Origin of the sequence: Marinovum algicola (assembly GCF_900109145.1) — a bacterium.
In the GTDB taxonomy this organism is placed as follows: Bacteria; Pseudomonadota; Alphaproteobacteria; order Rhodobacterales; family Rhodobacteraceae; genus Marinovum; species Marinovum algicola.
This window is the reverse complement of the sequence record NZ_FNYY01000012.1, coordinates 119,823-144,297: the sequence shown is the minus strand read 5'-3', so window position 1 is coordinate 144,297 and position 24,475 is coordinate 119,823. Positions and strand designations below refer to the sequence as shown.

General features: G+C 62.1%; 18 protein-coding genes, 4 tRNA genes and 3 rRNA genes. 4 read left to right on the top strand and 21 right to left on the bottom strand.

The window, feature by feature from the left end; translation table 11 throughout:
- Positions 1-40: 40 nt before the first annotated feature.
- The 10 genes from BMW90_RS16545 to BMW90_RS16500 form a co-directional block, all read right to left on the bottom strand.
- Positions 41-117 (bottom strand) — tRNA-Met (locus tag BMW90_RS16545).
- A gap of 121 nt (positions 118-238) precedes the next feature.
- Positions 239-353 (bottom strand): 5S ribosomal RNA (gene rrf / locus BMW90_RS16540).
- Between the two features lie 164 nt (positions 354-517).
- A 23S ribosomal RNA gene (locus tag BMW90_RS16535) occupies positions 518-3,945 on the bottom strand.
- A 477-nt stretch (positions 3,946-4,422) separates the two neighbouring features.
- Positions 4,423-4,498 (bottom strand) — tRNA-Ala (locus BMW90_RS16530).
- A 176-nt stretch (positions 4,499-4,674) separates the two neighbouring features.
- Positions 4,675-4,751: transfer RNA gene (locus BMW90_RS16525), tRNA-Ile, on the bottom strand.
- Positions 4,752-4,957: 206 nt separating this feature from the next.
- Positions 4,958-6,421: ribosomal RNA gene (locus BMW90_RS16520) — 16S ribosomal RNA — on the bottom strand.
- Together the 16S, 23S and 5S rRNA genes with 3 tRNA genes alongside form the textbook arrangement of a ribosomal RNA operon.
- A 655-nt stretch (positions 6,422-7,076) precedes the next feature.
- Entirely contained in the window at positions 7,077-7,928 is an 852-nt protein-coding gene (locus BMW90_RS16515; protein ID WP_074837526.1) for an SMP-30/gluconolactonase/LRE family protein, read from the bottom strand.
- Positions 7,929-8,114: 186 nt separating this feature from the next.
- Positions 8,115-8,954, bottom strand: coding sequence for a fumarylacetoacetate hydrolase family protein (locus BMW90_RS16510; protein WP_074837525.1), 840 nt, complete (start codon positions 8,952-8,954; stop codon positions 8,115-8,117).
- 126 nt (positions 8,955-9,080) lie between these two features.
- Positions 9,081-9,815: an SDR family oxidoreductase gene (locus BMW90_RS16505; protein ID WP_074837524.1), complete on the bottom strand. Its 735-nt coding sequence runs from the start codon at positions 9,813-9,815 to the stop codon at positions 9,081-9,083.
- A 65-nt stretch (positions 9,816-9,880) separates the two neighbouring features.
- Positions 9,881-11,662, bottom strand: coding sequence for an IlvD/Edd family dehydratase (locus BMW90_RS16500; RefSeq protein ID WP_074837523.1), 1,782 nt, complete (start codon positions 11,660-11,662; stop codon positions 9,881-9,883).
- Between the two features lie 155 nt (positions 11,663-11,817).
- On the opposite strand from BMW90_RS16500, the gene BMW90_RS16495 reads away from it, so the two are divergent.
- Positions 11,818-13,197 (top strand): FAD-binding oxidoreductase, encoded by a 1,380-nt coding sequence (locus tag BMW90_RS16495; RefSeq protein WP_074837522.1) that lies wholly within the window; start codon positions 11,818-11,820, stop codon positions 13,195-13,197.
- 194 nt (positions 13,198-13,391) lie between these two features.
- Positions 13,392-14,309 (top strand): sugar kinase, encoded by a 918-nt coding sequence (locus BMW90_RS16490; protein ID WP_074837521.1) that lies wholly within the window; start codon positions 13,392-13,394, stop codon positions 14,307-14,309.
- A gap of 33 nt (positions 14,310-14,342) precedes the next feature.
- Here the strand turns inward: BMW90_RS16490 and BMW90_RS16485 are convergent, their stop codons facing one another.
- The 5 genes from BMW90_RS16485 to BMW90_RS26730 form a co-directional block, all read right to left on the bottom strand.
- Positions 14,343-15,281, bottom strand: coding sequence for a 2-hydroxyacid dehydrogenase (locus BMW90_RS16485; RefSeq protein WP_048529177.1), 939 nt, complete (start codon positions 15,279-15,281; stop codon positions 14,343-14,345).
- A 22-nt stretch (positions 15,282-15,303) separates the two neighbouring features.
- A complete protein-coding gene (locus BMW90_RS16480) occupies positions 15,304-16,407 on the bottom strand; it encodes a THUMP domain-containing class I SAM-dependent RNA methyltransferase (protein ID WP_074837520.1) in 1,104 nt (367 codons plus the stop codon).
- Between the two features lie 102 nt (positions 16,408-16,509).
- A complete protein-coding gene (locus BMW90_RS16475; RefSeq protein ID WP_048529173.1) occupies positions 16,510-16,989 on the bottom strand; it encodes a DUF2948 family protein in 480 nt (159 codons plus the stop codon).
- Entirely contained in the window at positions 16,986-18,254 is a 1,269-nt protein-coding gene (gene murA, locus BMW90_RS16470) for a UDP-N-acetylglucosamine 1-carboxyvinyltransferase (RefSeq protein WP_074837519.1), read from the bottom strand. The genes BMW90_RS16475 and murA overlap by 4 nt, the downstream gene beginning before the upstream one ends.
- 4 nt (positions 18,255-18,258) lie before the next feature.
- Positions 18,259-18,432 (bottom strand): hypothetical protein, encoded by a 174-nt coding sequence (locus BMW90_RS26730; protein ID WP_170850568.1) that lies wholly within the window; start codon positions 18,430-18,432, stop codon positions 18,259-18,261.
- 108 nt (positions 18,433-18,540) lie between these two features.
- Between BMW90_RS26730 and BMW90_RS16465 the strand changes: the two genes are divergently transcribed.
- Positions 18,541-18,615: transfer RNA gene (locus tag BMW90_RS16465), tRNA-Thr, on the top strand.
- 50 nt (positions 18,616-18,665) lie between these two features.
- On the opposite strand, the gene BMW90_RS16460 is transcribed toward BMW90_RS16465, so the two are convergent.
- From BMW90_RS16460 to BMW90_RS16450, 3 genes are all read right to left on the bottom strand, one after another.
- Positions 18,666-19,727 carry a tyrosine-type recombinase/integrase gene (locus tag BMW90_RS16460; protein WP_170850567.1) on the bottom strand — a complete coding sequence of 354 codons (1,062 nt, stop codon included), beginning with the start codon at positions 19,725-19,727 and terminating at the stop codon, positions 18,666-18,668.
- Between the two features lie 154 nt (positions 19,728-19,881).
- Complete coding sequence (locus BMW90_RS16455) at positions 19,882-20,424, bottom strand: MerR family transcriptional regulator (protein WP_139211420.1); 543 nt, start codon at positions 20,422-20,424, stop codon at positions 19,882-19,884.
- 69 nt (positions 20,425-20,493) lie between these two features.
- Positions 20,494-20,934, bottom strand: coding sequence for a hypothetical protein (locus tag BMW90_RS16450; RefSeq protein ID WP_139211418.1), 441 nt, complete (start codon positions 20,932-20,934; stop codon positions 20,494-20,496).
- Positions 20,935-21,246: 312 nt separating this feature from the next.
- Between BMW90_RS16450 and BMW90_RS26725 the strand changes: the two genes are divergently transcribed.
- Positions 21,247-21,414: a hypothetical protein gene (locus BMW90_RS26725; protein ID WP_170850566.1), complete on the top strand. Its 168-nt coding sequence runs from the start codon at positions 21,247-21,249 to the stop codon at positions 21,412-21,414.
- 137 nt (positions 21,415-21,551) lie between these two features.
- Here BMW90_RS26725 and BMW90_RS16440 read toward each other — a convergent pair whose 3' ends face one another.
- From BMW90_RS16440 to BMW90_RS16430, 3 genes are all read right to left on the bottom strand, one after another.
- Positions 21,552-22,616, bottom strand: a complete 1,065-nt coding sequence (locus BMW90_RS16440; protein ID WP_083416084.1) for a phage portal protein — start codon at positions 22,614-22,616, stop codon at positions 21,552-21,554.
- A gap of 2 nt (positions 22,617-22,618) precedes the next feature.
- Positions 22,619-23,101: an HK97 family phage prohead protease gene (locus BMW90_RS16435; protein ID WP_407657395.1), complete on the bottom strand. Its 483-nt coding sequence runs from the start codon at positions 23,099-23,101 to the stop codon at positions 22,619-22,621.
- A gap of 95 nt (positions 23,102-23,196) precedes the next feature.
- On the bottom strand, positions 23,197-24,474 hold the full coding sequence (locus BMW90_RS16430; RefSeq protein WP_074837514.1) for a phage major capsid protein: 1,278 nt from the start codon (positions 24,472-24,474) through the stop codon (positions 23,197-23,199).
- Between the last annotated feature and the right edge of the window lies 1 nt (position 24,475).

Below are 24,475 nucleotides of genomic sequence, written 5' to 3'. Positions count from 1 at the left end.
GGGCTGGTCTGTTTTGGCGGTATATTTTTGTGTGTAGATTTGGTTGCGGGGAGAGGATTTGAACCTCTGACCTTCAGGTTATGAGCCTGACGAGCTACCGGGCTGCTCCACCCCGCGACACTTTTGTTGGCCTGCTGCCTTGCGGTTGCTTGAGGCCGGTGCGGCCTCGCGCCTGACGGCTGTTTGAGGCCTGGGTGTTTCATCGTTTTGAGAGATACGTATTCTCGGGGCTTATCAGGTTTGGCGATGACCTACTCTCCCACGTCTTGAGACGCAGTACCATTGGCGCGACGGCACTTAACGGCCGGGTTCGGGATGGGACCGGGTGTTTTGCTCGTGCTGTGATCACCAAACCGGGAAAGCCCCGGTATTTTGCGCTACCGCCTATTCGGCTACTTGAGCGCGTTATGCGTTCAAGGCCGTAAGACAGAGGCAAATTCCAAGTCAAGTTACTGATATATGTGTGTGTAGTTTGCTTTGATCGTGACCAGTTTGACAAATCTGTCTGTTACTGGATCAAATCAAGCCTATCGGACCATTAGTACCGGTCAACTGAATGCATTACTGCACTTACATCTCCGGCCTATCGACGTGGTGGTCTACCACGGTCCTCAGGGATACCTTGTTTTGAGGGGGGCTTCCCGCTTAGATGCCTTCAGCGGTTATCCTGTCCGATCATAGCTACCCTGCACTGCTGCTGGCGCAACAACAGGTCCACCAGTGGATCGTTCACCCCGGTCCTCTCGTACTAGGGGCAACTCCTCTCAAGTATCCTACACCCACGGCAGATAGGGACCGAACTGTCTCACGACGTTCTAAACCCAGCTCACGTACCTCTTTAAACGGCGAACAGCCGTACCCTTGGGACCTGCTCCAGCCCCAGGATGAGATGAGCCGACATCGAGGTGCCAAACACTGCCGTCGATATGGACTCTTGGGCAGTATCAGCCTGTTATCCCCGGCGTACCTTTTATCCGTTGAGCGATGGCCCTTCCACTCGGGACCACCGGATCACTATGACCGACTTTCGTCTCTGCTCGTCTTGTCAGACTTGCAGTCAGGCTGGCTTCTGCCATTGCACTCAACGACCGATTTCCGACCGGTCTGAGCCAACCATCGCGCGCCTCCGTTACTCTTTAGGAGGCGACCGCCCCAGTCAAACTACCCGCCACGCAGGGTCCCGGATCCGGATAACGGACCGCGGTTAGACATCAAGAATGCAAAGGGTGGTATCTCAAGGGAGGCTCCACGCAAACTGGCGTTCGCGCTTCAAAGCCCACCACCTATCCTGCACATTGCAGTCCTGATGCCAGTGCGAAGCTGTAGTAAAGGTGCACGGGGTCTTTCCGTCTAACCGCGGGAAGCCTGCATCTTGACAGGCAATTCAATTTCGCTGAGTCGATGTTGGAGACAGCGGGGAAGTCGTTACGCCATTCGTGCAGGTCGGAACTTACCCGACAAGGAATTTCGCTACCTTAGGACCGTTATAGTTACGGCCGCCGTTTACCTGGGCTTCAATTCAAGGCTCTCACCTCTCCTTTTAACCTTCAGGCACCGGGCAGGCGTCAGACCCTATACGTCGTCTTGCGACTTCGCAGAGCCCTGTGTTTTTAGTAAACAGTCGCCACCCCCTGGTTTGTGCCCCCAGCCCCTAGTTGCCTAGGAACCGGGCCTCCTTCTCGCGAACTTACGGAGGTATTTTGCCGAGTTCCTTCAACATCGTTCTCTCAAGCGCCTTGGTATTCTCTACCAGTCCACCTGTGTCGGTTTAGGGTACGGTCTGATGGAGGGCTATTTCCAGGGACCAATAAGCAGCCCATTCAATCCGATAAGAATGAACTACCCTCTTGATCCGTCACATCCTCCTGGCCCACGAATATTAACGTGGTTCCCATCGGCTACGCATTTCTGCCTCGCCTTAGGGGCCGGCTTACCCTGCTCAGATTAGCTTTAAGCAGGAACCCTTGGACTTTCGGCGAGAGTGTCTCTCACACTCTTTGTCGCTACTCATGTCATCATTCTCGCTAGTGATCTCTCCACCGGATCGCTCACGCGCCGGCTTCACAGAAAGAACCCGTTCCTCCAAGGCGATCCGAAGATCGCTAAAGAGGAGAGGTCCTATGTCACACTACGCTCTGCTACCATGCCTTACGGCATCCTAAGCTTCGGCTCATGGCTTGAGCCCCGTTACATCTTCGCCGCAGGACAACTTGTTTAGACCAGTGAGCTGTTACGCTATCTTTAAAGGATGGCTGCTTCTAAGCCAACCTCCTGGTTGTTTTGGTCGTCCCACCTGCTTTCCCACTTAGCCATGAATTGGGGGCCTTAGCTGTAGGTCAGGGTTGTTTCCCTCTCCACTACGGACGTTAGCATCCGCAGTGTGTCTGCCATCTAGTACTCCCGGGTATTCGGAGTTTGGTTAGGATCAGTAAGCCTGTGGGGCCCCATTACCCATCCAGTGCTCTACCCCCCGGGGTATTCGGATGACGCTCTACCTAAATAGATTTCGCAGAGAACCAGCTATCTCCGAGTTTGATTGGCCTTTCACCCCTAGGCACAACTCATCCCGACCTTTTTCAACAGGTGTGGGTTCGGACCTCCAGTAAGTGTTACCTTACCTTCATCCTGGTCATGCCTAGATCACTCGGTTTCGGGTCTAATGCATCTAACTCAGTCGCCCTATTAAGACTCGCTTTCGCTGCGCCTACACCTAACGGCTTAAGCTTGCTAGATACACTAAGTCGATGACCCATTATACAAAAGGTACGCCGTCACAAGACTGGACACTAATAATAATCTCGATGCTACCGCGTCGGAATGGACACCCGCAGGTGCACCGTCTCGACACCGGGGTTCTCGTCGTAAATCCCCGCGTTCGACCGATGGTCGAAGCCGAGACCGAACCGCCATCCCCGGCGGTTTTCCCAGCCGGCCTCGATGCCCGAGCGGAACACGATGGGCCCGCCCAGATCAAGACCGTCACCGGCCCGGTAAAGGCCGGTCATCGCATGCAGCTCGGCATAGAACGGGGTCGATCCGAAGCTCTGCCTGTAGGTCTGGCCGAAGCCGACCCAAGCCTCACCCTTGTCGCCGATGCTGAGCCCCACAGCCTGGCCGAACGGCCCGATGCGGTGTCCCAGATCGTAGCGCAGGTAAGCCTCGCCACCCGTCTCTGCCCGGCGTTCAAGAACCTGCCCGCCCGAGATCGCAACGCGGGGCGCTGTCTCGGTCCGGCCGACGCAGCCCGTCTCCGTGCCGCAATAGTTCAATCCCATATCCGCCAGCCCTGCGACCAGCATGAGAATTGCAAAGGTTCCGTCTGCCATCTTCGTCTCCCGGTTTCCGGGATCAGAGGTGCATCAGATTGTCATTAGAGTCCAGTCAAGCTCCGACTGATTGTAGGCGTTCGGTTTCAGGTACTGTTTCACTCCCCTCGTCGGGGTGCTTTTCACCTTTCCCTCACGGTACTGGTTCGCTATCGGTCAGTAAGGAGTACTTAGCCTTCGAAGGTGGTCCTCCGATCTTCAGACAGAATTTCACGTGTTCCGCCCTACTTAATACGTCTGATCATGCTTCATATACGGGACTGTCACCCACTCTGGTTGGCCATTCCATGCCATTCTATTCACACTCACAGCTCGGCTGGTCCCCGTTCGCTCGCCGCTACTAGGGGAGTATCAATTGATGTCCTTTCCTCCGGGTACTTAGATGTTTCAGTTCCCCGGGTTTGCTCTTAAAACCCTATGTATTCAGGTCTCAAGTACCTGGTCATGCACATTATAAACAACCGAAGTTATTATAATGAACATTCAGGTGGGTTCCCCCATTCGGAAATTCATGGATCAAAGCCTATTCTCGGCTCCCCATGACTTATCGCAGAGTATCACGTCCTTCATCGCCTCTTACTGCCAAGGCATCCACCAAACGCCCTTCTCGCGCTTGATTTGATCCAGAAAGAGACAGATTCGCTTGCGCTACCGCCTATTCGGCTACTTGAGCGCGGTTAAACACCAGGCAGCCAGCCGTATCGCAATATGTGCAAATGCTCTTTCCGATCAAAAGCAAACTATCCCATGCTGATCATTGATCAGCATCAGTTAGTGTACTTGACTTGGACAACGCTGTTCTTTTCGATCCGGGATACACAGGCTGGAGTGAGGAAGCATTCCAGAATGTGCCTTCTGCCGAAGCAGAACCAAACCGAGGTCAATCCCATACTCGGGTGACCAAACAGTGTTGATATTTGTATCTCTCTAAACGATGTCAAAGGCTTTCCGAAGAAAGCCAACGTCCGATTGGACGGTTAAACACTCAGACAGTGCTTAACGATCTAATCGACCGGGTCAGAACAATGTCATCTCGCACGCACCTGGCTGCGCCACGTGCTTTCGCTCGCCGTCACCTCGCGTCGCGATGTGACGTTGGTGGAGCCTAGGAGGATCGAACTCCTGACCTCCTGAATGCAAATCAGGCGCTCTCCCAGCTGAGCTAAGGCCCCTTTGATGATCCGCCTGCGGATCATCAAAGGGGCCGTAAACCCGACAGGTGATTCCGAAGGAAATCACCGAGAGGGGAAAGACCCTGCGATCCGCTTGTGGTTCAGCCGTGTCGCAGGTGCTTGGCCATGCCAAGCACTGCCGCGACCGTCATTTTCGCCTCCGGCGAAGATGACGTTGGTGGGTCGAGGAGGACTTGAACCTCCGACCTCACGCTTATCAGGCGTGCGCTCTAACCACCTGAGCTACCGACCCAAGTTGATATTGCCTGCTGGCAAATATCGACGGGCCGGCGGCCCGCTTGTTCTGTCTGAAGAGATATGAGGACGGTCGGGTTCAAGCTCTTGAGGAGCTGATATTGCTTCCGCTTATGTCCTACCGCCTTGCGGCTACTTGAGGACTGGAAGCTGCTAAGTGTTTCACGATCAGGAGCAAGCTCTTGATACCAGAAACATCCTTAGAAAGGAGGTGATCCAGCCGCAGGTTCCCCTACGGCTACCTTGTTACGACTTCACCCCAGTCGCTGAGCTCACCGTGGTCCGCTGCCTCCTCGAAAGGTTGGCGCACGGCCTTCGGGTGAACCCAACTCCCATGGTGTGACGGGCGGTGTGTACAAGGCCCGGGAACGTATTCACCGCGTCATGCTGTTACGCGATTACTAGCGATTCCGACTTCATGCCGTCGAGTTGCAGACGACAATCCGAACTGAGACAGTTTTTTGGGATTAACCCATTGTCACTGCCATTGTAGCACGTGTGTAGCCCAACCCGTAAGGGCCATGAGGACTTGACGTCATCCACACCTTCCTCCCGCTTATCACGGGCAGTTTCCATAGAGTGCCCAGCCGAACTGCTGGCAACTAGGGATGTGGGTTGCGCTCGTTGCCGGACTTAACCGAACATCTCACGACACGAGCTGACGACAGCCATGCAGCACCTGTCACTCAGTCCCCGAAGGGAACCATCGATCTCTCGATGTAGCTGAGGATGTCAAGGGTTGGTAAGGTTCTGCGCGTTGCTTCGAATTAAACCACATGCTCCACCGCTTGTGCGGGCCCCCGTCAATTCCTTTGAGTTTTAATCTTGCGACCGTACTCCCCAGGCGGAATGCTTAATCCGTTAGGTGTGTCACCGAATAGCATGCTACCCGACGACTGGCATTCATCGTTTACGGTGTGGACTACCAGGGTATCTAATCCTGTTTGCTCCCCACACTTTCGCACCTCAGCGTCAGTATCGAGCCAGTGAGCCGCCTTCGCCACTGGTGTTCCTCCGAATATCTACGAATTTCACCTCTACACTCGGAATTCCACTCACCTCTCTCGAACTCAAGACCAGGAGTTTTGGAGGCAGTTCCGGGGTTGAGCCCCGGGATTTCACCCCCAACTTTCTGATCCGCCTACGTGCGCTTTACGCCCAGTAATTCCGAACAACGCTAACCCCCTCCGTATTACCGCGGCTGCTGGCACGGAGTTAGCCGGGGTTTCTTTACCAGATACTGTCATTATCATCTCTGGCGAAAGAGCTTTACGACCCTAAGGCCTTCATCACTCACGCGGCATGGCTGGATCAGGCTTGCGCCCATTGTCCAAGATTCCCCACTGCTGCCTCCCGTAGGAGTCTGGGCCGTGTCTCAGTCCCAGTGTTGCTGATCATCCTCTAAAACCAGCTATAGATCGTAGACTTGGTAGGCCGTTACCCCACCAACTATCTAATCTAACGCGGGCCGATCCTTCACCGATAAATCTTTCCCCCGAAGGGCGTATGCGGTATTACTCACCGTTTCCAGTGGCTATTCCGCAGTGAAGGGCACGTTCCCACGCGTTACTAACCCGTCCGCCGCTAGCTCCGAAGAGCTCGCTCGACTTGCATGTGTTAGGCCTGCCGCCAGCGTTCGTTCTGAGCCAGGATCAAACTCTCAAGTTGAAACGCTGTCACCAGCGTATCCTTGACGTTCGAACCTCTGCACATCTTCAATACTTCAGGTCCGCTTTGGGGGCAGAACCCTATGTCCACCCGGCTAAGGATTGGACACGTATTGAAAGTCATCTGTTTGATTGTGCTTCTGGTTTCCTAAAGAAACCGAAAGCCGCTCAAACAGTGAAGCTGACACTGGATCATCGGGTCGAAACCCTACCAGCGTTGATATACAGACGTCGTTCGTCGAAACGAACCAAACCGCCCACATATCTCTTCAGATACCATCAATTTCAAACAGCGTAGAGACAAAAACCAACCGGATGCGCCCTAACTTCTTGGCGCGCCCGCCCGTCATTCCCTCAAAATCTTCCGCCTCGTCTGCGTCAGCGTCTCGTTGCCTCGTCGCCGCCGCCCCGTCTGGCGTCCCGTTGTGCGCCTCAGCGCCGCCGGTGAGGGGGCTTTTACGTATACCCACACAAACCCGCAAGCGCTTTTTCACTCAAATCCAAAACTTTCTAACACAAATACAAAAAATGACACAAAATCATAAGGTTACTGTTACAAAAATCGGCAAGATTTTTGCCGGACAGCGCTTTCCTTGGCGGTCCGGGCCGCCGGATTCCCCGGATTTCACCGGAAAACCCGACTCGCCCCCCGCGATTCACCCCAAAATCACCCGCGATTCAGCCTGTCCGGCGATTCCGGGCCGGGTTTCGAAGGTGGTTCCCTGGTGATCCTCCGGACTGGAGAGGCCCTCAGCGGCACTTGTGACGAACATTTTCTCGAGATTCGCGCCACCAAAGGCCGGACAGGTGGTCTGACGGCCGGAAATCGCGATCGCCCGGTCGAATCTGCCGTCGGAATCGTAGCACGCCACCCGGCCCGCGCCCCATTGCGCATTCCAGAGGCCGCCGGCGCTGTCGACAACCGACCCGTCGGGGTTGAGCCCTTCATCGCGCAGGTCGACAAAGACTTCGGGCTTGCCCGCAGGCCATCCCTCGCGGTCGAGCGCCTGTACCATGATCTGGCGGGTCGGGGTGTCGGCATAATAGGCATGACGCCCGTCGGGGGCGAAACAGATCGAATTGGAAATGCTGATTTCGGGAAAGAGCACCTCGAGCGCGCCCCGGTAGTAGCGATAGATCGCCCCTGCCCCGGGTTCGGCCTCAATCCCCATGGTGCCGATCCAGAAACCGCCGGCCGGGTCGGCGCGTCCGTCGTTCGACCGGGTCAACCCGTTGTCGGCCTCGAGCGGCAGGATCACCTCATGATCGCCGCTGGGGATGTCGAAGCGCAGCAGCGCGCTCTGCGAGGCGATCATCAGGGTGTCGCGGTCGATCCAGCCGGCAGCCGAGACATATTCATCGAACTCCCAGGCCAGGGCGGTGTCGCCATCGCGGCTCATCAGCCGCTTGCCGAGGATATCGAACCAGAAGAGCTGCTGCCGCTCGGGGTGCCAGAGCGGCCCCTCTCCAAGCTGGCAGGCGCGGGCGTCATATATGTCTGTGGTCATGTCAGGGTCTTTCTTGCTGGCAGAGACAAGACGCGCAGGTCCATCACACTGCGCGCCGCCTGGAGGCCTGTCGGGTCTGGCGATTTGATCCCATCCGCCATGCCCATGCGTCAAGCAAAGATCGGGGCCGGCGGCACGGCCCGCCCCGATCATAAAAAAGGGGCGCCCGATGAGCGCCCCCTTCCGTTATTCTGCGGCCACCGCCTCTTGCCGCTGGCTGCCAAGCCCCGCGACCGTCACCTCCATGACGTCGCCGGGCCGCAGGAAGCGTTGCGGCGACATCCCCATGCCGACGCCGGCCGGGGTGCCGGTGGCAATGATGTCGCCGGGCTGAAGCTTCATGAACTGGCTCATGTAAGACACGATCTCGCGCACCGAAAAGATCATGTCGGAGGTGTTCGAGGATTGCACCGTCTCGCCATTGAGCGCCAGGCTCACATCCAGCGCCTGCGGATCGGGCACGTCGTCGGCGGTCACCAGCCAGGGGCCGATCGGGGCAAAGCTCGGTGCCGACTTGCCCTTGATCCACTGACCCAGCCGTTCGATCTGATAGGCCCGCTCGGACACGTCATTGACGGTACAATAGCCCGCGACATGCTCCAGCGCCGTTTCCTCCGAGACATAATGCGCCTCGCGGCCGATCACGACGCCCAGTTCGACCTCCCAATCGGTCTTTTCCGAGCCGCGCGGGATGATCACCGGGTCGAAGGGACCGGACAGGGCCGAGGTCGCCTTGGAAAACAGAACCGGTTCGCTGGGCGCGTCGAGACCGGATTCCTTGGCGTGCAGCGCATAGTTCAGCCCGACGCAAAAGAAGTTCGGCACCGACGACAGGCAGGCGCCGACCCGCCCCGGCGCGGCGACCAGCGGCAGCTGCGCCGGGTCGATCCCGCGCAGCTCGTCCAGGGTGGCCAGCGCCGCGCCCGACAGATCGGGCAGATGCGCGCTCAGATCGCGGACATTGCCCTCGGCGTCGAGCATGCCGGTCTTTTCGGCGCCGATCTCGCCGTATCGCAGGAGTTTCATCTCACATCATCCTTCTTGCCTGAAAATGGGTCTTTTGCCCCGGCGCCCGCACCGCCATCGCCAATCGCGGGCCGGCCGGAGCTTTGTCTTCGGGTCACATATGTCTTGCGACGGAGGGGCCGCGCCTCAGCCCCGTCCGATATAAGGCATGCCGCTGGCCATCACCGTCATGAATTGCACATTCGCCGCCAGCGGCAGCCCGGCCATGTGCAGCACCGACTCCGCCACATGCGCCACGTCCATCACCGGCTCCACCGCGATTTCGCCATCGGCCTGGGGCACGCCCCGCGTCATCTTTTCGGCCATCTCGGTCAGCGCATTGCCGACGTCGATCTGGCCGCAGGCGATGTTGTAGGGCCGCCCGTCCAGCGAGATCGACCGCGTCAGCCCGGTGATCGCATGTTTCGAGGCAGTATAGGGTGCCGAGCCCCAGCGCGGCACATATGCCGAAACCGAACCGTTGTTGATGATCCGGCCGCCCTGCGGATCCTGCGCCTTCATCCGGGCAAAGGCGGCGCGGGCGCAGATGAAGCTGCCCGTGACATTGATGTCGATGCAGCGTCGCCAGTCGGCAACCGGGACGGCGTCGATAGTGGCCCCCAGCGCCGAAACACCGGCGTTGTTGAACAACACGTCGATCTGGCCCCAGGCCTCCTGCGCGGCGTCAAAAGCCGCGTCGACCGCCACCTCGTCGGTCACGTCGCAGGGCAGCGCCAGCACCCCGTCGTATCGGTCGGCCAGCGCCTCCAGCGGCTCCGGCCGGCGCCCGATCACCGCGACCCGCCAGCCCGCCTCGGCGAACGTTTCGGCGCAGGCCTTGCCAATGCCGGCGCCCCCGCCGGTGATGATGATGCTCTTCATGGTCTCTCCCTCCCCTGCGGCGCGACCGAAGTCGTCAAGCCCACTCGGCCGGGCTGGTCGAACCGTCAGTGATTGTCGCGCGGCAGGTCTTTCCTGATCCGCTGATAGGCCGTCGCCAGCTCCAGACAGCCGCCCTCGGCCAATTGCCCGACGTGCCGGCGATAGATTTCCTGCCACGGTGTCTGGCTGCGGATCTCCGGCGCCTCCCAGGCGTCGCGCCGCGCCTGCCACTCGGCTTCGTCAACCAGCGCGTCCATCCGCGAGGCATTGAGATCGAGCCGCACCCGGTCGCCGGTCTGCAAGAGCGCCAGCCCGCCGCCCACCACGGCCTCGGGCGAGGCATTGAGGATCGAGGGGCTTTCGGATGTGCCCGATTGCCGGCCGTCGCCGACGGTGGGCAGATGGTTGATCCCCTGTTTCAAGAGCGCATCGGGCGGCTGCATGTTCACCACCTCGGCCGAACCGGGGTAACCGACACAGCCGACATTGCGGACAAAGAGAATGCTGCGCTCGTCGATCTCGAGCCCGGCATCGTTGATCCGGTCGTGATAATCCTCGGGGCCTTCAAAGACCACGGCGCGCGCCTCGTAGATGCCTTCCTGGCCGGGCTCGGACAGGAAGCGCTGGCGGAAATCCTCGGAAATCACGCTGGTCTTCATCAGCGCCGAGTCAAACAGATTGCCCGACAGCACCTTGAACCCGGCCTGCTCGCGCAGCGGCCGGTCATACGGACGGATCACATCCGTATCGACGCTTTCCACCCCGGCGAGATTGACGCCCATGGTGTTGCCGGTCGCCGTCATCGCGGCCTCGTGCAGCTTTCCGGCCTTGAGCAGCTCGCCCATGACCGCCGGCACCCCGCCGGCGCGGAAAAAGCTCTCGCCCAGGTATTCGCCGGCGGGCTGCATGTTGACCAGCAGCGGCACGTCAAAGCCGATGGTTTCCCAATCGGTCACATCCAGCGCCACCCCGGCATGACGGGCAATCGCCTGAAGATGCGGCGGCGCATTGGTGCTGCCACCGATGGCGCCATTGACGATGATGGCGTTCTCAAAGGCCGCGCGGCTCAGGATGTCGGAGGGTTTCAGATCGTCATAGGTCATCCGAACGATGTGCTTGCCGGTCTCATAGGCCATCGCCATGCGCTCGCGGAACGGCGCGGGGATGGCGGAACTGCCGGTCAGGGTCATGCCCAGCGCCTCGGCCATGGCGTTCATGGTCGAGGCGGTGCCCATGGTGTTGCAATGCCCGAGCGACGGCGCCGAGGAACAGACCCGGCTCATGAACTCCTCGTAATCGATCTTGCCTTCCGCCAGCAGACGGCGGCTCTCCCAGACGATGGTGCCCGATCCGGCCCGCTCGCCCTTCCACCAGCCATCCAGCATCGGCCCACCGTTGAGCGCGATTGCCGGCAGATCCACCGTCGCCGCGCCCATCAGCATGGCGGGTGTGGTCTTGTCGCAGCCGGTGGTCAGCACCACGCCGTCAATCGGATAGCCGTGCAGCACCTCGACAAGGCTCAGGTAGGCGAGGTTGCGGTCCAGCGCGGCGGTGGGCCGCTTGCCGGTCTCCTGAATCGGATGCACCGGAAATTCCATCGGAATGCCGCCGGCGGCGCGGATGCCGGCCTTGATCCGGTCCATCAGAAAGACGTGGATCTTGTTGCAGGGGGCCAGATCGCTGCCGGTGTTGGCGATGCCGATCACCGGCTTGCCGCCCTGAAGCTCTTCGCGGGTGTATTCCTGGTTCTGATAGCGCTCGAGGTAGAGTGCGGTCATGCCCGGGTTGTTGGGGTTGTCGAACCACTCCTGCGACCGGAATTGCTTGTTGGCACGCGTGTCACTCATGGCTGTCTCCGGCTGTTGTCCCGCCTCTGGGTCAGCGTTGGAATGGCACAGCGCGGACCCGAGGGCAATCACCGAGGCCCCGGCCCCCATGGTACCGCTCCCAAAAGCGCGATACGACAGGAGCCAGACATCAGGCCGGGCAAGGGAGAGATCGCATGGCACATGAGGCTGCAATCGAGGCGCTGCGCGCGCTGCTGGGCGACAGGCTCGCCACCTCCGACAGCCACCGCGAGCTGCATGCGCAGAACGAGGCCTATTTCGCGCGCGCGCTGCCGGATGCCGTGGCCTATCCCGAGACCACCGAGGAAGTCTCGCGCATTCTGGCGATCTGCCACGAGGCGCGTTGCCCGGTCACGCCCTTTGCCGCCGCCTCCTCGCTCGAGGGCCAGCATCTGCCGATTGCGGGCGGCGTCAGTCTCGACATGGGCCGAATGACCCGGGTGCTGGCGGTCAATGCCGAGGATCTCAACTGCACCGTCCAGCCCGGCCTGACCCGCGAGGCGCTCAACACCGAACTGCGCGCCACCGGGCTGTTCTTTCCTATCGATCCCGGCGCCAATGCCTCGATCGGCGGCATGGCCGCGACCCGCGCCAGCGGCACTATGGCGGTGCGATACGGTACCATGCGCGAGGCGGTGCTGGCGCTCGAGGTGGTGATGGCCGACGGCACCGTCATCCGCACCGGCAGCCAGGCACGCAAATCCGCGACCGGCTATGACCTGACCCATCTCATTGTCGGATCCGAAGGCACGTTGGGCGTGATCACCGAGGTCACCCTGCGGCTTTATGGCCAGCCCGAAGCGATCAGCGCCGCCACCTGCCGGTTCGAAAGCGTCGAGGATGCGGTCAACTGCGTGATCCTGACCATCCAGTCCGGCCTGCCGATGGCACGGATCGAGCTGGTGGACGAGATGATGGTGCGCGGTTTCAACCTGTCGGGCGATGCCGGCCTGCCGGAAAAGCCGCATCTCTTTCTCGAATTCCACGGCACCCCGGCCGGCGTCGCCGAACAGGCGGCGACCTTCGCAGAAATCGCCGAGGATTTCGGCGCAACCGGCTTTGCCAAGGCCGACAGGCCCGAGGACCGATCCTGGCTCTGGGCCCTGCGCCACGGCGCGCATTACGCCAATTCCGCGCTCGAGCCGGGCAAGCGGACGCTGGCCACCGATGTCTGTGTCCCGATCTCGAAACTCGCCGAGGCGGTGACCGCCGCGCAGCGCAAATCCCGCGATCTGGGCCTGACCTGCACCATCGTCGGCCATGTCGGCGACGGCAACTTTCACTGCGGCGTACGGGTCGATCCCGAAGACGCCGACGAGCTGAAAAAGGTCAAGGGCTTCGTCAACGAGCTCAATGACCTGGCCCTGTCGCTGGGCGGCACGGTGTCGGGCGAACATGGCATCGGCATCGGCAAACAGGCTTATATGACGCGCGAGCACGGCGCGGCGCTGGGTTACATGCGGGCGCTGAAACAGGCCTATGATCCGCGCGGCATCCTCAACCCCGGCAAGCTGCTGCCGCCCGAGGTGGCCTGACCCGGGGCACTGCCTGGGTTCTGTACCTTTCGCCGCCCAGCGCATATTAACATACCAGCTCGCCACCGGCCGCGTTCCGGCCGGCCCCGGGCCAAACAAGATGAGGACGATACCGTGACCACCCCAGCTCTCGCGCCCCGCGCAGCTCAGACCGTCTTGCCCCGCGCCCATGCGGCACAGGGAGGGCTGCGCTGATGCCCGATTTCCTCGCGCTCGGAGAATGCATGGTCGAGATCGGCCCGGTCGAGAATGGCAAATGCCGCCGGGGCTTTGCCGGCGACACCTTCAACACCGCATGGTACGCCCGCAGATTGCTGCCCGAGAGCTGGACCGTGGGCTATGGCTCCTGCATCGGCAATGACGCGATCTCCGAAGAGATGGCCGCCTATATGGAAAGCCACGGCATCGACACCAGCGCCATGCGCCGGCTCGCGGATCGCACCGTCGGGCTCTACATGATCTCGCTCCAGGACGGCGAGCGCAGCTTTTCCTACTGGCGCGGGCAATCCGCCGCCCGGGCGATGGCCGAAGACCCGGAGTGGCTGGAAGAAATCACCAGCGGCCGCGACATCATCCATTTTTCCGGCATCACCCTGGCGATCCTGCCGCCCGAACAACGCCAGACCTTCTGTGACGTGCTGAGCCGTGCCCGCGACGGCGGCGCGCAGGTGGCTTTCGACACCAACTTGCGGCCCAAGCTCTGGGGCAGCGAAGAGGCGATGCGCGCCGGGCTCACGCTCGGCGCCTCGGTGGCCGATGTGGTGCTGCCCTCGTTCGACGAGGAAACCGCGCTGTTTGGCGATGCCACGCCGGAAGACACGATCCGGCGCTACCGCGACGGCGGCGCAAAGCTGATCGCGGTCAAGGATGGCGGCGGGCCGCTGACGGTCTGGACCAAGGACAGCGGCAGCGCCACGCTGCAACCGCAAAAGGTCACCCCGGTCGACACCACCGCCGCCGGCGACAGCTTTGCCGCCGGCCTGCTGGCCTCGCTGGCCACCGGGCATGATCTGGAAGCGGCCGCCACCCGCGCCATGGCGCTGGCGGCCGAGGTGATCCAGGCGCCCGGCGCACTGGTGCCGGAGATCTTCGAAAACGGCCGCTTTGCCTGACGGGCTCCGGCGGCGAAGACGCCGCCGGGCTGCTCAGTTCACCGGCGTCAGAAGAGCGGCGCCGGAAAGATGCGCCGCCAGGTTGTCGCGCTGAAGCCGGGCCATGGCGGCGCGGGTTTCCACCGAGCCGGAGCCCTGATGCGGCTGGATCACCACATTGGGCAGGGCGTAGAACCGCGGATCGATCTGCGGCTCGTTCAGGAACACGTCGAGCCCCGCTCCGGCCAGCTCTCCGGCCTCGAGCGCGTCGAGCATCGCCGCCTCGTCGATCGTCGAGCCGCGCGAGATGTTGATGATCACGCCGCGTGGCCCCAGCGCCGCGATCACCTCTTTCGAGACATACCCCTCGGTCGCCGGCCCGCCGACCAGCGCGATGAAAAGGACATCCACCGCCTCTGCCAGCGCCACCGGATCGGCGTGATAGCGCCAGCCCGGCGTCTCCTTTTCCGACCGCGCGTGGTAATGCAGCTCGCATTTGAAGGCAGCAAGCCGGTCGGCGATCTCGCGCCCGATGCGGCCGAGGCCGACGATGCCGACGCGGGCACCGCTGAGCTTGCGGTTGCGGCGGTACTCGCCCTCCTGCGCCCACCGCCCGGACCGCGCCCAGGCCGAGGCCTGCTCCATCTCTCGCCCCTGCATCAGCCAGAGCGCGATGGCCAGATCAGCCACATCGTCATTGAGCACATCCGGCGTATTGGTCACCGTGATGCCGCGTGCGCTGGCGGCCTCGATGTCGATCGAATCGTAGCCCACGCCGTAATTCGCCACGAGCCGCAGGTTCGGCAGATGCGCCATCTCTGCGGCGCCGAATCCCTGATGGCCCTTGTAGGCGACACCGGTAATCTCCGCGCGCAGCGGGTGCGGCAGGTTGGCGATCTCGCGCTCCTCGGCCAACGGGTGACACTCGAACGCCGCCGCCAGCGCCGCGCCTTCCTCTTCGGTATAGGCCCCGATGGCCAGAACTTTCGTCACAACACTTTCTCCTAACAAATTGTCAGCCGGCAATCCGGCCCTGATAAAGCCGCACGCGAATGCCGCCGTGATCGACCACCGGGCCGGGCTCGAGCTTGAGCCCGGTGGCCCGCGCCAAGCCGGCCTCGCTGGTCACGACGCCGACATGCCAGCCGGCGAATCGCTGTTTCAGCACCTGCCCGAAGCTGCCGTACAGCCCGTAGAGCAGCTTCTTGTTGCCGATCCGGCCGCCATACGGCGGATTGGCGATGACCAACCCCTTGGGTCCGTCGGGCGGGGTCAGGTCGCTGATCGCGTGATGGCGGAACCGGGCGATCTGATCGACGCCGGCGCGCGCGGCGTTTTCGCGGGCGTTGGCGATCGCGCCTTCATTGCGGTCGGAGCCGTGAAAGATCAGCGGGGTCTCGCGCGGCGTGACCGCCGCGCGCATCGCGGCCCAGGCGTCGGCGTCGAAACTGGCGAGCCGTTCGAAGGCAAAGCTGCGGCCACGACCGGGCGCGAGACCCATGGCCATTTCCGCCGCCTCGATCACGAAGGTGCCCGAGCCGCACATCGGATCGACCACCGGCGCACTGCCATCAAAGCCCGCGCCGCGCAGGAACAGCGCCGCCAGCGTCTCGCGCATCGGCGCCTTGCCGGTGCCGGTCTTGAACCCGCGTTTGTGCAGCAGCGCGCCGGAGGTATCGACGCTGAAGGTGCAGAGATCGTCCTCGATCCGCACCCGAAGCACCAGCTCGGCCTCGGCGCCGAGGGCAATGCCCGCCGCCTCCAGCGCGCCCTCGACCCGCTGGGTCGCGGCCTTGGCATGGTAGATCCGCGATTTGCGGCAGGTCGCCTCGACCTTGACCGGCACATCGGCGCGCAACACCGCGCGCCAGTCCATCTTGCGCGCGCGCTTGTCGAGCTGCGCCAGATGCAGGGCGCGAAATTCGCCGATCCGGGCCAGCACCCGGCTGGCGCCGCGCAGGACGAGGTTGGCGCGCCAGACTTCGGGCCAGCCGCCGCGGAAGGTGACGCCGCCGGGGGTGCAGACCGGCGCGGCAAACCCGGCCTCGCGGGCCTCGTCACGCAGCAGCGGTTCCAGACCCGGAGGACAGGCGAGGAAAATCTCGAAACTATCGGACATTTCGGCTCCGTCCGGGCTGGCGCGCGGGAATTGAGTGGGGGCATTGGCGGGCGTGGCCCCCGGACCCCCGGTGTTGATCGGGCAGGTTGAAGCAGGCGCGCATCACTCCGGATGCTTGGGCACCTTGCGCGAAGGCGCCGCATAGGGCCGCGTAACATCCTTGAGGGTGACCTCCAGCGCCTCGACCTCGAGCCGGACGGCGCCATCGCCGGCCAGCGTCAGCAGCACCTCGCCGGTGCCGTCCTCACCGGGGGTGAAGCTGACGGCGAGAAGCGAAAGGATCAGATCGCTGTCACTGCGGTCGATGCCCTGGCTCGCCACCTTGAGAACATTGTCGATCACCAGCAGCGATTGCACCCGCTCCGGGGTCCGCTGCCGGCGTTCGGCGGCGGTCAGGTCTTCCCAGCGGAAGCGGTTGGCCAGCAGGGCAAAGCGGCGGGCCCTGGGCTGCCAGCGCATTTCGGTGATCGGAAACACCGCGTCCTGCGCCAGCGCCGAGAGGATTTGCAGATCGTCGGGATCGAGCGCCGCCAGGTAGAGCGGCGCCTCGCGGCCCTCTTCGAAGGTTGCGTCCTGGCTCATGCCTCCTTGACCCTCTCGATCCTGGCGCCGACGGCGCTCAGCTTGTTCACCACGTTTTCATAGCCCCGATCCAGGTGGTAGACCCGGCTGACCCGGGTTTCGCCCTCGGCGGCCAGTCCGGCCAGGATCAGCGACACCGAGGCGCGCAGATCGGTGGCCATCACCGGCGCCCCCTTGAGCCGCTCGACCCCGTTCACCCGGGCCTGACCGCCATGCACCTCGATGTCGGCGCCCATGCGGGTCAGCTCCGGAGCATGCATGAACCTGTTTTCAAAGATGGTCTCGTCAAGCACCGCAGATCCTTCGGCGGTGCACATCAAGGCCATCATCTGCGCCTGAAGATCGGTTGGAAAGCCCGGAAAGACCTCGGTTTTCACGTCCACCGCCCGGACCCGGCCATTGCGGCGGGCGACCTTGAGGCCGGTGTCGGTCTCTTCCACCGAGATGCCGGCGGCGTCGAGCTTTTCGGCAAAGGCCTGCACCAGCTCCAGCTTGCCGCCGAGGCACTCGACCTCGCCGCCGGCGATAGCCGGGGCGATCATATAGGTGCCAAGCTCGATCCGGTCGGTCACCACCGGGTGGGTGGCGCCATGCAGCTGGTCGACGCCCTCGATGGTGATGGTTGCAGTGCCCTCGCCCTCGATCTGCGCGCCCATCTTGCGCAGGCACCGCACCAGATCGACGATCTCGGGCTCGCGGGCGGCGTTTTTCAGCACCGTGGTGCCCTTGGCCAGCGTCGCCGCCATGACCGTGTTCTCGGTGGCGCCGACGCTCGCAAAGCGCAGCTCGTGCACTGTGCCCTTGAGCCCGCCGGGGGCCTTGGCGTGCAGGTAACCGTCCTTGAGCTCGATCTCGGCGCCCAGCGCCTCCAGCGCGGAGATATGCAGATCCATCGGCCGTGCACCGATCGCGCAACCGCCGGGCAGCGACACCACCGCCTGCCCCAGCCGCGCCAGCATCGGGCCGAGCACGAGGTTCGAGGCGCGCATCTTGCGCACGATGTCGTAATGCGCGGTATGATTGTCGAGATCGTGGCTCGACATCGCGATCACCTGGCCATCCTGAAGCTGCGACACCTCGGCGCCGAGCGATTGCAGCAGCGTTGTCATCGTCTTGATGTCGGACAGCCGCGGCGCATTGGTCAGGGTGAGCGGTTCTTCGCTCAACAGCGTCGCCGGCATCAGCGTGAGGCAGGCGTTCTTGGCGCCGGCAATCGGGATCTGCCCGCTCAGCGGGCCATTGCCCGTCACGATAATCGAATCCATGCCTCTATTCGTCCTTTTGCTCGATCTGGTCGTCGGATGCGTCGTCCTGCGCCGCCCGGGCCCGGGCCTGCGCCTTCCTGCGCCCCAAGTTCGCTTTCAATGCCGCCTTGAGCCGCGCATCGCGGCCTTCATCGCGGGGCTTTTTTCCGGGTGTTTCGGTGTCGCTATCACGGGTCATGGCGCTGTGGTACCGCAAGTGCAAAAAAGGGTCCAGATTGCCCTTGCACTGCTGCGCGTTTGCGTCTAATCACCCGCCACGCCGCGGCTGATGCCGCAGGCCCCCGGCGCTGCTGTAGCTCAGAGGTAGAGCACTCCCTTGGTAAGGGAGAGGTCGAGAGTTCAATTCTCTCCAGCAGCACCACCACTTAAGGGATACACTCTTGATGTGGCGCACAGCTATCCGCACAGAAATCATCGTCCCCGCCTTTCAATAACCTGCACAGCAGCCGCTTGTTGATGTGGGCTGTGGTGCCAGTAGTGTTCGCGAATCGTAGCGGGTGACGTGTCGAAGTATTCCGCCGCGTCCTCGATCCCAAGGCCGTTCATGACCGCGTGAGTGATCGCTGTATGTTTCAAGACGTGCGGCGTCACATCGTCCAATCCGGCCCGTTCTGCCGCGCGGGCGATCCCCTTCTTGATGTTGGCAACCGTCTTGCCACGGAACATGACGACATGCGTCTGGCGCGCCGCAGAGCGACGTGGCATTGCATCGAGCTCCGCCCGCCACCTGGCAACATGGTTGCGCAACTGCCTGGGCATCGTAATCCGCCCCCGGCGCTTATTCGTTTCCCGTTGGCCGTCCTCGCGAAAGCGGATCACCCCGGCGTTCAAGTCAACCCGCGCCCAGGTCAGTTCAAGGATCGCACTTGCGCGCCGCCCACTGTAGAACGACAGCAGAATGAACCTGCGCACATGAGGCGCTGCCGCGCGCAAGAGCATTGCCAGCTCGTCGCGGGTCAACCACCTGTCGCGGATCGCTCCGGCCTCTGGCAACTTCACTTTGATCGGATGCACCAAGACGCCCTCGCGATGGGCATAGTTAATCGCAGCTTGCAGAACGCCCAGCTCGCGCCGAACCGTACCTGGCGCGCGATCTCGATGGGTCAGATACCGGCGGCAGGTCGATTCCTTGACCGCATCACAGGTCAGATCAGCCCAGAACGGCGCAAGAGCGCTGATGGAATAGGCCAGGGTCGCAGGTGCATCCATGCTCGGGCCGTAATCATCAGCATATTTTGCGAGAACCTCACCCACGGTCAGGTCCGCCGGATTTGCTGGACCGGTCCGTTCGGGCACGGCCTTTGCCTTGAGGTATTCGGCAAGCGCGTCCTCAGCCTTTCCAGACTCCCTTGCACCAAATCCTGTCCGCTTTTGGGTGTTTCCGTCGCGGATAACCCATTGCTGTTCGTCTTTGCGCCAGTACAGGCGCGCGGGTTTTCTTGGCCTCGGCATGTGATCCAGTCCTGCACCCATTCCCAAGTCGTGAGGTACGACCGGGTATTGAATTTGTCGGCCCGAAGATCCCCACTGCGTACAGCCTTGCGCAGCGCTTCCACCGAGATCGTCTGGTGAAGTTGCTCGGCAGCTTCTTTGAGGGTTATCAGACGCGACATGCTTCTGCCTCGATCTATTGCGCCGCTGGATCGGCCAGCTCACGCGGATAATTTTCGTAGACCGCATTCAGGACTTCGGAAGGATTGTCCCCAATGCGGTTACATACATCCCTGAACACCTTGGACACGTTCAGCAAGGTTACGGCATCGGCGCTGCCGCGCAGCGCCGGATGCAGCATCAAGCGATCAGCAGTCAGAACATCTGACGTCAAGGCATCGCCGCCCGTGATTGCCAGGAAGCTCACGCCCTCGCACTCGGGAAACGGAAACCCCGCCTCCCGCAGAACAAGTCCACGCTCCCGCGTTGTGGTATAGGCCACCTTCGCGGCCACCGAGAACGCATCCGCGACTGAAAAACCCTGAAGGGTAAGCGCATGAGCAACGGCAAATTCCATGATGTTCCGAAAATTGAAAAGGCGGTGCGATCCTTGGCTGCCCCCACCATCAATGCCGGTGCCCAAAGGTAGCTTTCGCTTCAGCCATATTTGCAACTGGTTAGGTGTGACGCCCGCGTTGTGCGCCGCCGCACTGGCCTTCCAAGTGTGATCTAGCAGCATGTCGCCCTCAATCAAAAAATTCCTTGACCATTTGTCATCCGGAACGGCCTAAAGGTCAAGATATTTTTTTCAGGCACCCTCACGCTTCACTCGCCCCGGATTTCCCAGAATGTCGGCGATCCTGTCGAGTTGCTCGGTCGCGCGCATCATCGACTGAACTGCCTTATCCGCCAAATAGATCGCCGCATCGCGTTCCGGGCCTTCATCGTCAGTGTCGCTGTGCCTGATCATCGCTTCAAGCGCGCAGGACAAGTGGCGCGCCATCTCGAAACCCTCGGGATAGTAGCCGTGCCCGCCTTCCATGAGGCGCATGGCCGCGTGGCAAGCCTCTTGGGGATCGGTGGGCAGGCTGTCCAGGTAAGCCGCCTGGCGGTTGCGAAGGGACTTCACTTCGTCTTTGTGTTTCCGCCACATATGTTCGGCGCAAAGGGCATGGCCCTTCACATCCTTGTTTTCCCAGAGGCTCACGGGGCGAGCTTCTTCGTTCGCGCTGGCGCGTTCTTTGGTCATTGTCACGGTCTCCAGATTACGGTATCAACAGTTTATGTTGATATGAGATGGGCGCACGGTGCGTCAACAGAAAATGTTGAAATGACCCCAGCACAATGTCGGGCGGCGCGCGCCCTGATCGGAATGACACAACCGGAATTGGCGACGGCGGCAGGGTTCGGCCTGTCCACTATCGTAGATTTCGAGAAAGAACGGCGAGTGGTTTCGACCACAGCCCAAATCAGGATGAGGGAAGCCCTTGAAGAAGCCGGGGTCGAGTTCATCGCAGAAAATGGCGGGGGCGCAGGTGTCCGCCTAACCAAAAGGTGACAAATGGATAAAGAAACCATCGAAGAGCTGAAGGCAGCCATCAAGACATTGACTCACAGCACGAATGTACAATGTGAACTGATGGAAACGCTGAGCGCTCGGCACAGCGATCTCATTTCGGAAATGAAAATATTACGCAACGTCATTGAGGAAAGCTCCTCAAAGAAATAATTCAAAGATGCGCGCCGCGCCCGCCGGAGAGCGGGCCGCGCGCTGTCGGGGTTGTTACGGCACTAACCGACTGATCCGGATCGCTTCGGGCGATGAAGGGCTGGACAAGAGCCGAACCCAGGCGCGACCAGCCTATCTCATTTCTCCCAATCGACCATGCGCATCGCGCCGGACACGTCGCCCGGCGGAATGCCTGCGTCTTTCGCTTCCGCCATCGTTTTGATGATCGCCGATAGCGCCCTGGCACGTCCGCCCGCGTCGAAGGCTTGCAAGGGCCGGATCGTGTCGATTTCGACGGTCGCGCCCAGCTTGGCAGTCGCTTCCTCTGCCAGAAGCGCGGCGATAGGCTGCAAGGTCCAGATTGCAAGCTGGCGCTGGGCTTCCCTGACTGCCGGTCCCGTGGAGGCGCGGTTCGCCAGCGACGGCAGAACACCGTAGGCCATCAGGATGCCCTCGCGCGCCGCCGCCAGCGTTTCGGCCGTCATGCTTCGGGACAGGTCCGGGGAAAGCTGGTCCGGCTTTTTGTCCGCCTGGGGATTCATGCCTGCCGCCGTCGCCTGGGCCACGCCCTCGATCACCAGCGTGGATCCGCGCCGCCCTCGAAACGCGTTGCGCATGGTCGCCATGTCCTCCGCCCCGGTATCCGGCAGCGGCACAATTTGCGAACCAAGCGGGGCATTCTCGAATGTCTCGCTTAGCGCCGATTCAACTGCATGAAGCATTGCCCCGGTCAGGCTGGACCGCCGCAGAGGCGCGGTACCAATCCAAGGGGTCAGGTTGTCAGCGCCGATCCGCAAGTGCAGCACCTCGGCAGCAAGGGCCGTCACCGTCCGCCCGCCGCCCGCCTCAGGGATGGACAGGCGATAGGCGCGGGGTTTGCCGTCGCGTGTGGTCACATCCCAATCGGTCGCAGGCACCAGCCCGAGGTCGGTGACCAGGTAAACCGCTTCGCCGGTCAGCGCCACGCCGCGGGCGATCATCGCCATGGCCTGCCGGGTCAACAGGTCGGTGCCCGCCACGTCCGCCATGGCAAAGCCGCCTTCCCAGAGGCTGACGCAGCTCTGCACCGTCGCGGTCAGTTCGGCCACGCCGCGCCGCCCGCTGATGTAGCTGTCTCGCGCCGCCATGACTTGGGCGGTATAGCCGGAACCGCTCGATCGTTCCTCGATCGGGCGCAGCTTGTTTCGGAGCCAATCCAGCATTCTCACCTCCACCGAATTGCGGCGGGGCGATGCGTGAGCCGGTGCGCAACCTCGCCAATGGGTTGCCAGTTCCGAGCCTCGATCTGGGCTTGGCTGTAGGCCGGTTTCGTGACGGCGCTGATCTCGATCAGGTCAGCCGCCTTGATGGTCCTCAGGATCGCGTTGCCGCGTTCCTCGACCGTCTCACCACCGGGCCGAACCCGGAAGCCTGGCGATAGGCCGCGCACCAGCCCGGCAGCATGGGCAGACAGGAAGTCGCGCACATAGCTGACCTGGCCCATGTCTGCGCTGATCCTCGCGTTGATGGTCAGCGCCTCGTCGGTTTCCGACAGGTCCAAGGTACCAGCGGAACGTGATGCCAGAGGTTTGTTGAAGTCATGGCCGGCCAGAAAGTGAATGTCGTCGCCGCGTTCCAGACGGTCCGCAAAGGCGCGGGACGCGATCACTTCACGACGCTCACGCCCCAGCGCGATGCCCTCGGCCATCACGGTTTCCCGGCCATATGGGAAGATTGCCCGAAGGCGGGTTTCCCCGCCCTCGGTGCGCAGCTCAAGGCTGCCTGTGTGAGCGCCCCAGAGCATTACACGCCCGCTTCCAGTTCAAGGCCGGTCAGCAGTTCGAGCTGGGCCGGGCGCGCCACGGTCAGGTCCATCGTGGCAAGAGCCGTGATCCGCAGACCGCCGGATTGCGCATCGCTATAGGGATCGCGGATCATATCCACCGCGCCCCATGCACCGATGAAGATCGGGGCAACGCCGCCCGCCGATGTGGTCAGCAGCGCCGAACATGCCGAAGGCGTACCGGTCGGGGCGGCAAGAGCGTTGTTGGTCATGGCGATGTTGCCCGCCGGGATGTTCTTTACCAGGCGATCCCATTCCGTCACGCCCGTCCCGGTGTCGATGTAAACGCCATCCATGTAGTCCCACAGCTCGGGCCGGATCAGCGCCCGCACCGCGTCGGGCGATCCGGCGGCATTTGCCGTCATGAAGCGGGTCACGCCCGCCCGGAATGCTGCCCAGGTGGCAAGATCATTGATTGCCGTCGATGTGATGCCATAGGTGGCCGCGCCCGCGATTACGCCCAGCGGCTGGCCGTTCGCTCCGGTACCCAGGAATGCCGCCTGATCCATCGCCGCACCCATGGCGCCGCTCATGTCGCGCCGCACCGCCTGTTCCAAGGCTGCCCCGGATTGCTTCAGCGTCTTGCGGGTGATCCGCATCTGAATGCCCAGGTTGTGATCCGGCGACATGGCCCGGTCAGTTGTAGCGTAGACGGTCGGACCCGCCACATTGGCCGTCTCGCCATCGGCCCAGCCTGCGGTGACGCTCGATGTGGTCACCGGCCATTCCACCGCGCCTGCGTCGATGCTGATCATCTGGGCCCCCATGCGCGCGGCCATGCTGCCCGGAAACAGCCGGTCGATGATCGGACGGGTCTGGATCGGGTTCGGCGTTCCGCTGGCGACGGTCTCACCGGCGCGGGTTTCCAGCGCCTGCCAAGGCACGGGGATGCCACGGAAGCCGCCTTGCTCGCGAAGCTCGGTCACGATCTCGGCGGTCTGGCCTTGCAGTTGCCGCCCTTCGTCCAGGGCAAGCGCGACCTGGCGCATCTCGAAACCGGCCATCAACTCGGCCCATTCCTGGGCGGAGCGGGTTTCCAGTTCCTCGCCCGCGTCCCGGCGCTCGGTATCCTCGGCAATCAGCGCCGCGCGATACCGAGTTTCGTTCTGGCGGTATTCCAGGTCCAGATTTTCCATCGACCGCACTTCGTCTTCGGTCGGGGTTTCCTTGCCAGCCAGTTCGGCCAGTTGCTGGCGGATTTCACTTTGCCGCCGGGCGATCTTCACGGAGTCCAACATG

What these genes read in the sequence shown, in the direction of transcription:
- BMW90_RS16515 (WP_074837526.1), bottom strand. Translation starts at nt 7,928, where the DNA reads ATGACCACAGACATATATGACGCCCGCGCCTGCCAGCTTGGAGAGGGG.
- BMW90_RS16510 (WP_074837525.1), bottom strand. Translation starts at nt 8,954, where the DNA reads ATGAAACTCCTGCGATACGGCGAGATCGGCGCCGAAAAGACCGGCATG.
- BMW90_RS16505 (WP_074837524.1), bottom strand. Translation starts at nt 9,815, where the DNA reads ATGAAGAGCATCATCATCACCGGCGGGGGCGCCGGCATTGGCAAGGCC.
- BMW90_RS16500 (WP_074837523.1), bottom strand. Translation starts at nt 11,662, where the DNA reads ATGAGTGACACGCGTGCCAACAAGCAATTCCGGTCGCAGGAGTGGTTC.
- BMW90_RS16495 (WP_074837522.1), top strand. Translation starts at nt 11,818, where the DNA reads ATGGCACATGAGGCTGCAATCGAGGCGCTGCGCGCGCTGCTGGGCGAC.
- BMW90_RS16490 (WP_074837521.1), top strand. Translation starts at nt 13,392, where the DNA reads ATGCCCGATTTCCTCGCGCTCGGAGAATGCATGGTCGAGATCGGCCCG.
- BMW90_RS16480 (WP_074837520.1), bottom strand. Translation starts at nt 16,407, where the DNA reads ATGTCCGATAGTTTCGAGATTTTCCTCGCCTGTCCTCCGGGTCTGGAA.
- BMW90_RS16475 (WP_048529173.1), bottom strand. Translation starts at nt 16,989, where the DNA reads ATGAGCCAGGACGCAACCTTCGAAGAGGGCCGCGAGGCGCCGCTCTAC.
- murA (WP_074837519.1), bottom strand. Translation starts at nt 18,254, where the DNA reads ATGGATTCGATTATCGTGACGGGCAATGGCCCGCTGAGCGGGCAGATC.
- BMW90_RS26730 (WP_170850568.1), bottom strand. Translation starts at nt 18,432, where the DNA reads ATGACCCGTGATAGCGACACCGAAACACCCGGAAAAAAGCCCCGCGAT.
- BMW90_RS16460 (WP_170850567.1), bottom strand. Translation starts at nt 19,727, where the DNA reads ATGGGTGCAGGACTGGATCACATGCCGAGGCCAAGAAAACCCGCGCGC.
- BMW90_RS16455 (WP_139211420.1), bottom strand. Translation starts at nt 20,424, where the DNA reads ATGCTGCTAGATCACACTTGGAAGGCCAGTGCGGCGGCGCACAACGCG.
- BMW90_RS16450 (WP_139211418.1), bottom strand. Translation starts at nt 20,934, where the DNA reads ATGACCAAAGAACGCGCCAGCGCGAACGAAGAAGCTCGCCCCGTGAGC.
- BMW90_RS26725 (WP_170850566.1), top strand. Translation starts at nt 21,247, where the DNA reads ATGGATAAAGAAACCATCGAAGAGCTGAAGGCAGCCATCAAGACATTG.
- BMW90_RS16440 (WP_083416084.1), bottom strand. Translation starts at nt 22,616, where the DNA reads ATGCTGGATTGGCTCCGAAACAAGCTGCGCCCGATCGAGGAACGATCG.
- BMW90_RS16435 (WP_407657395.1), bottom strand. Translation starts at nt 23,101, where the DNA reads ATGGCCGAGGGCATCGCGCTGGGGCGTGAGCGTCGTGAAGTGATCGCG.
- BMW90_RS16430 (WP_074837514.1), bottom strand. Translation starts at nt 24,474, where the DNA reads ATGTTGGACTCCGTGAAGATCGCCCGGCGGCAAAGTGAAATCCGCCAG.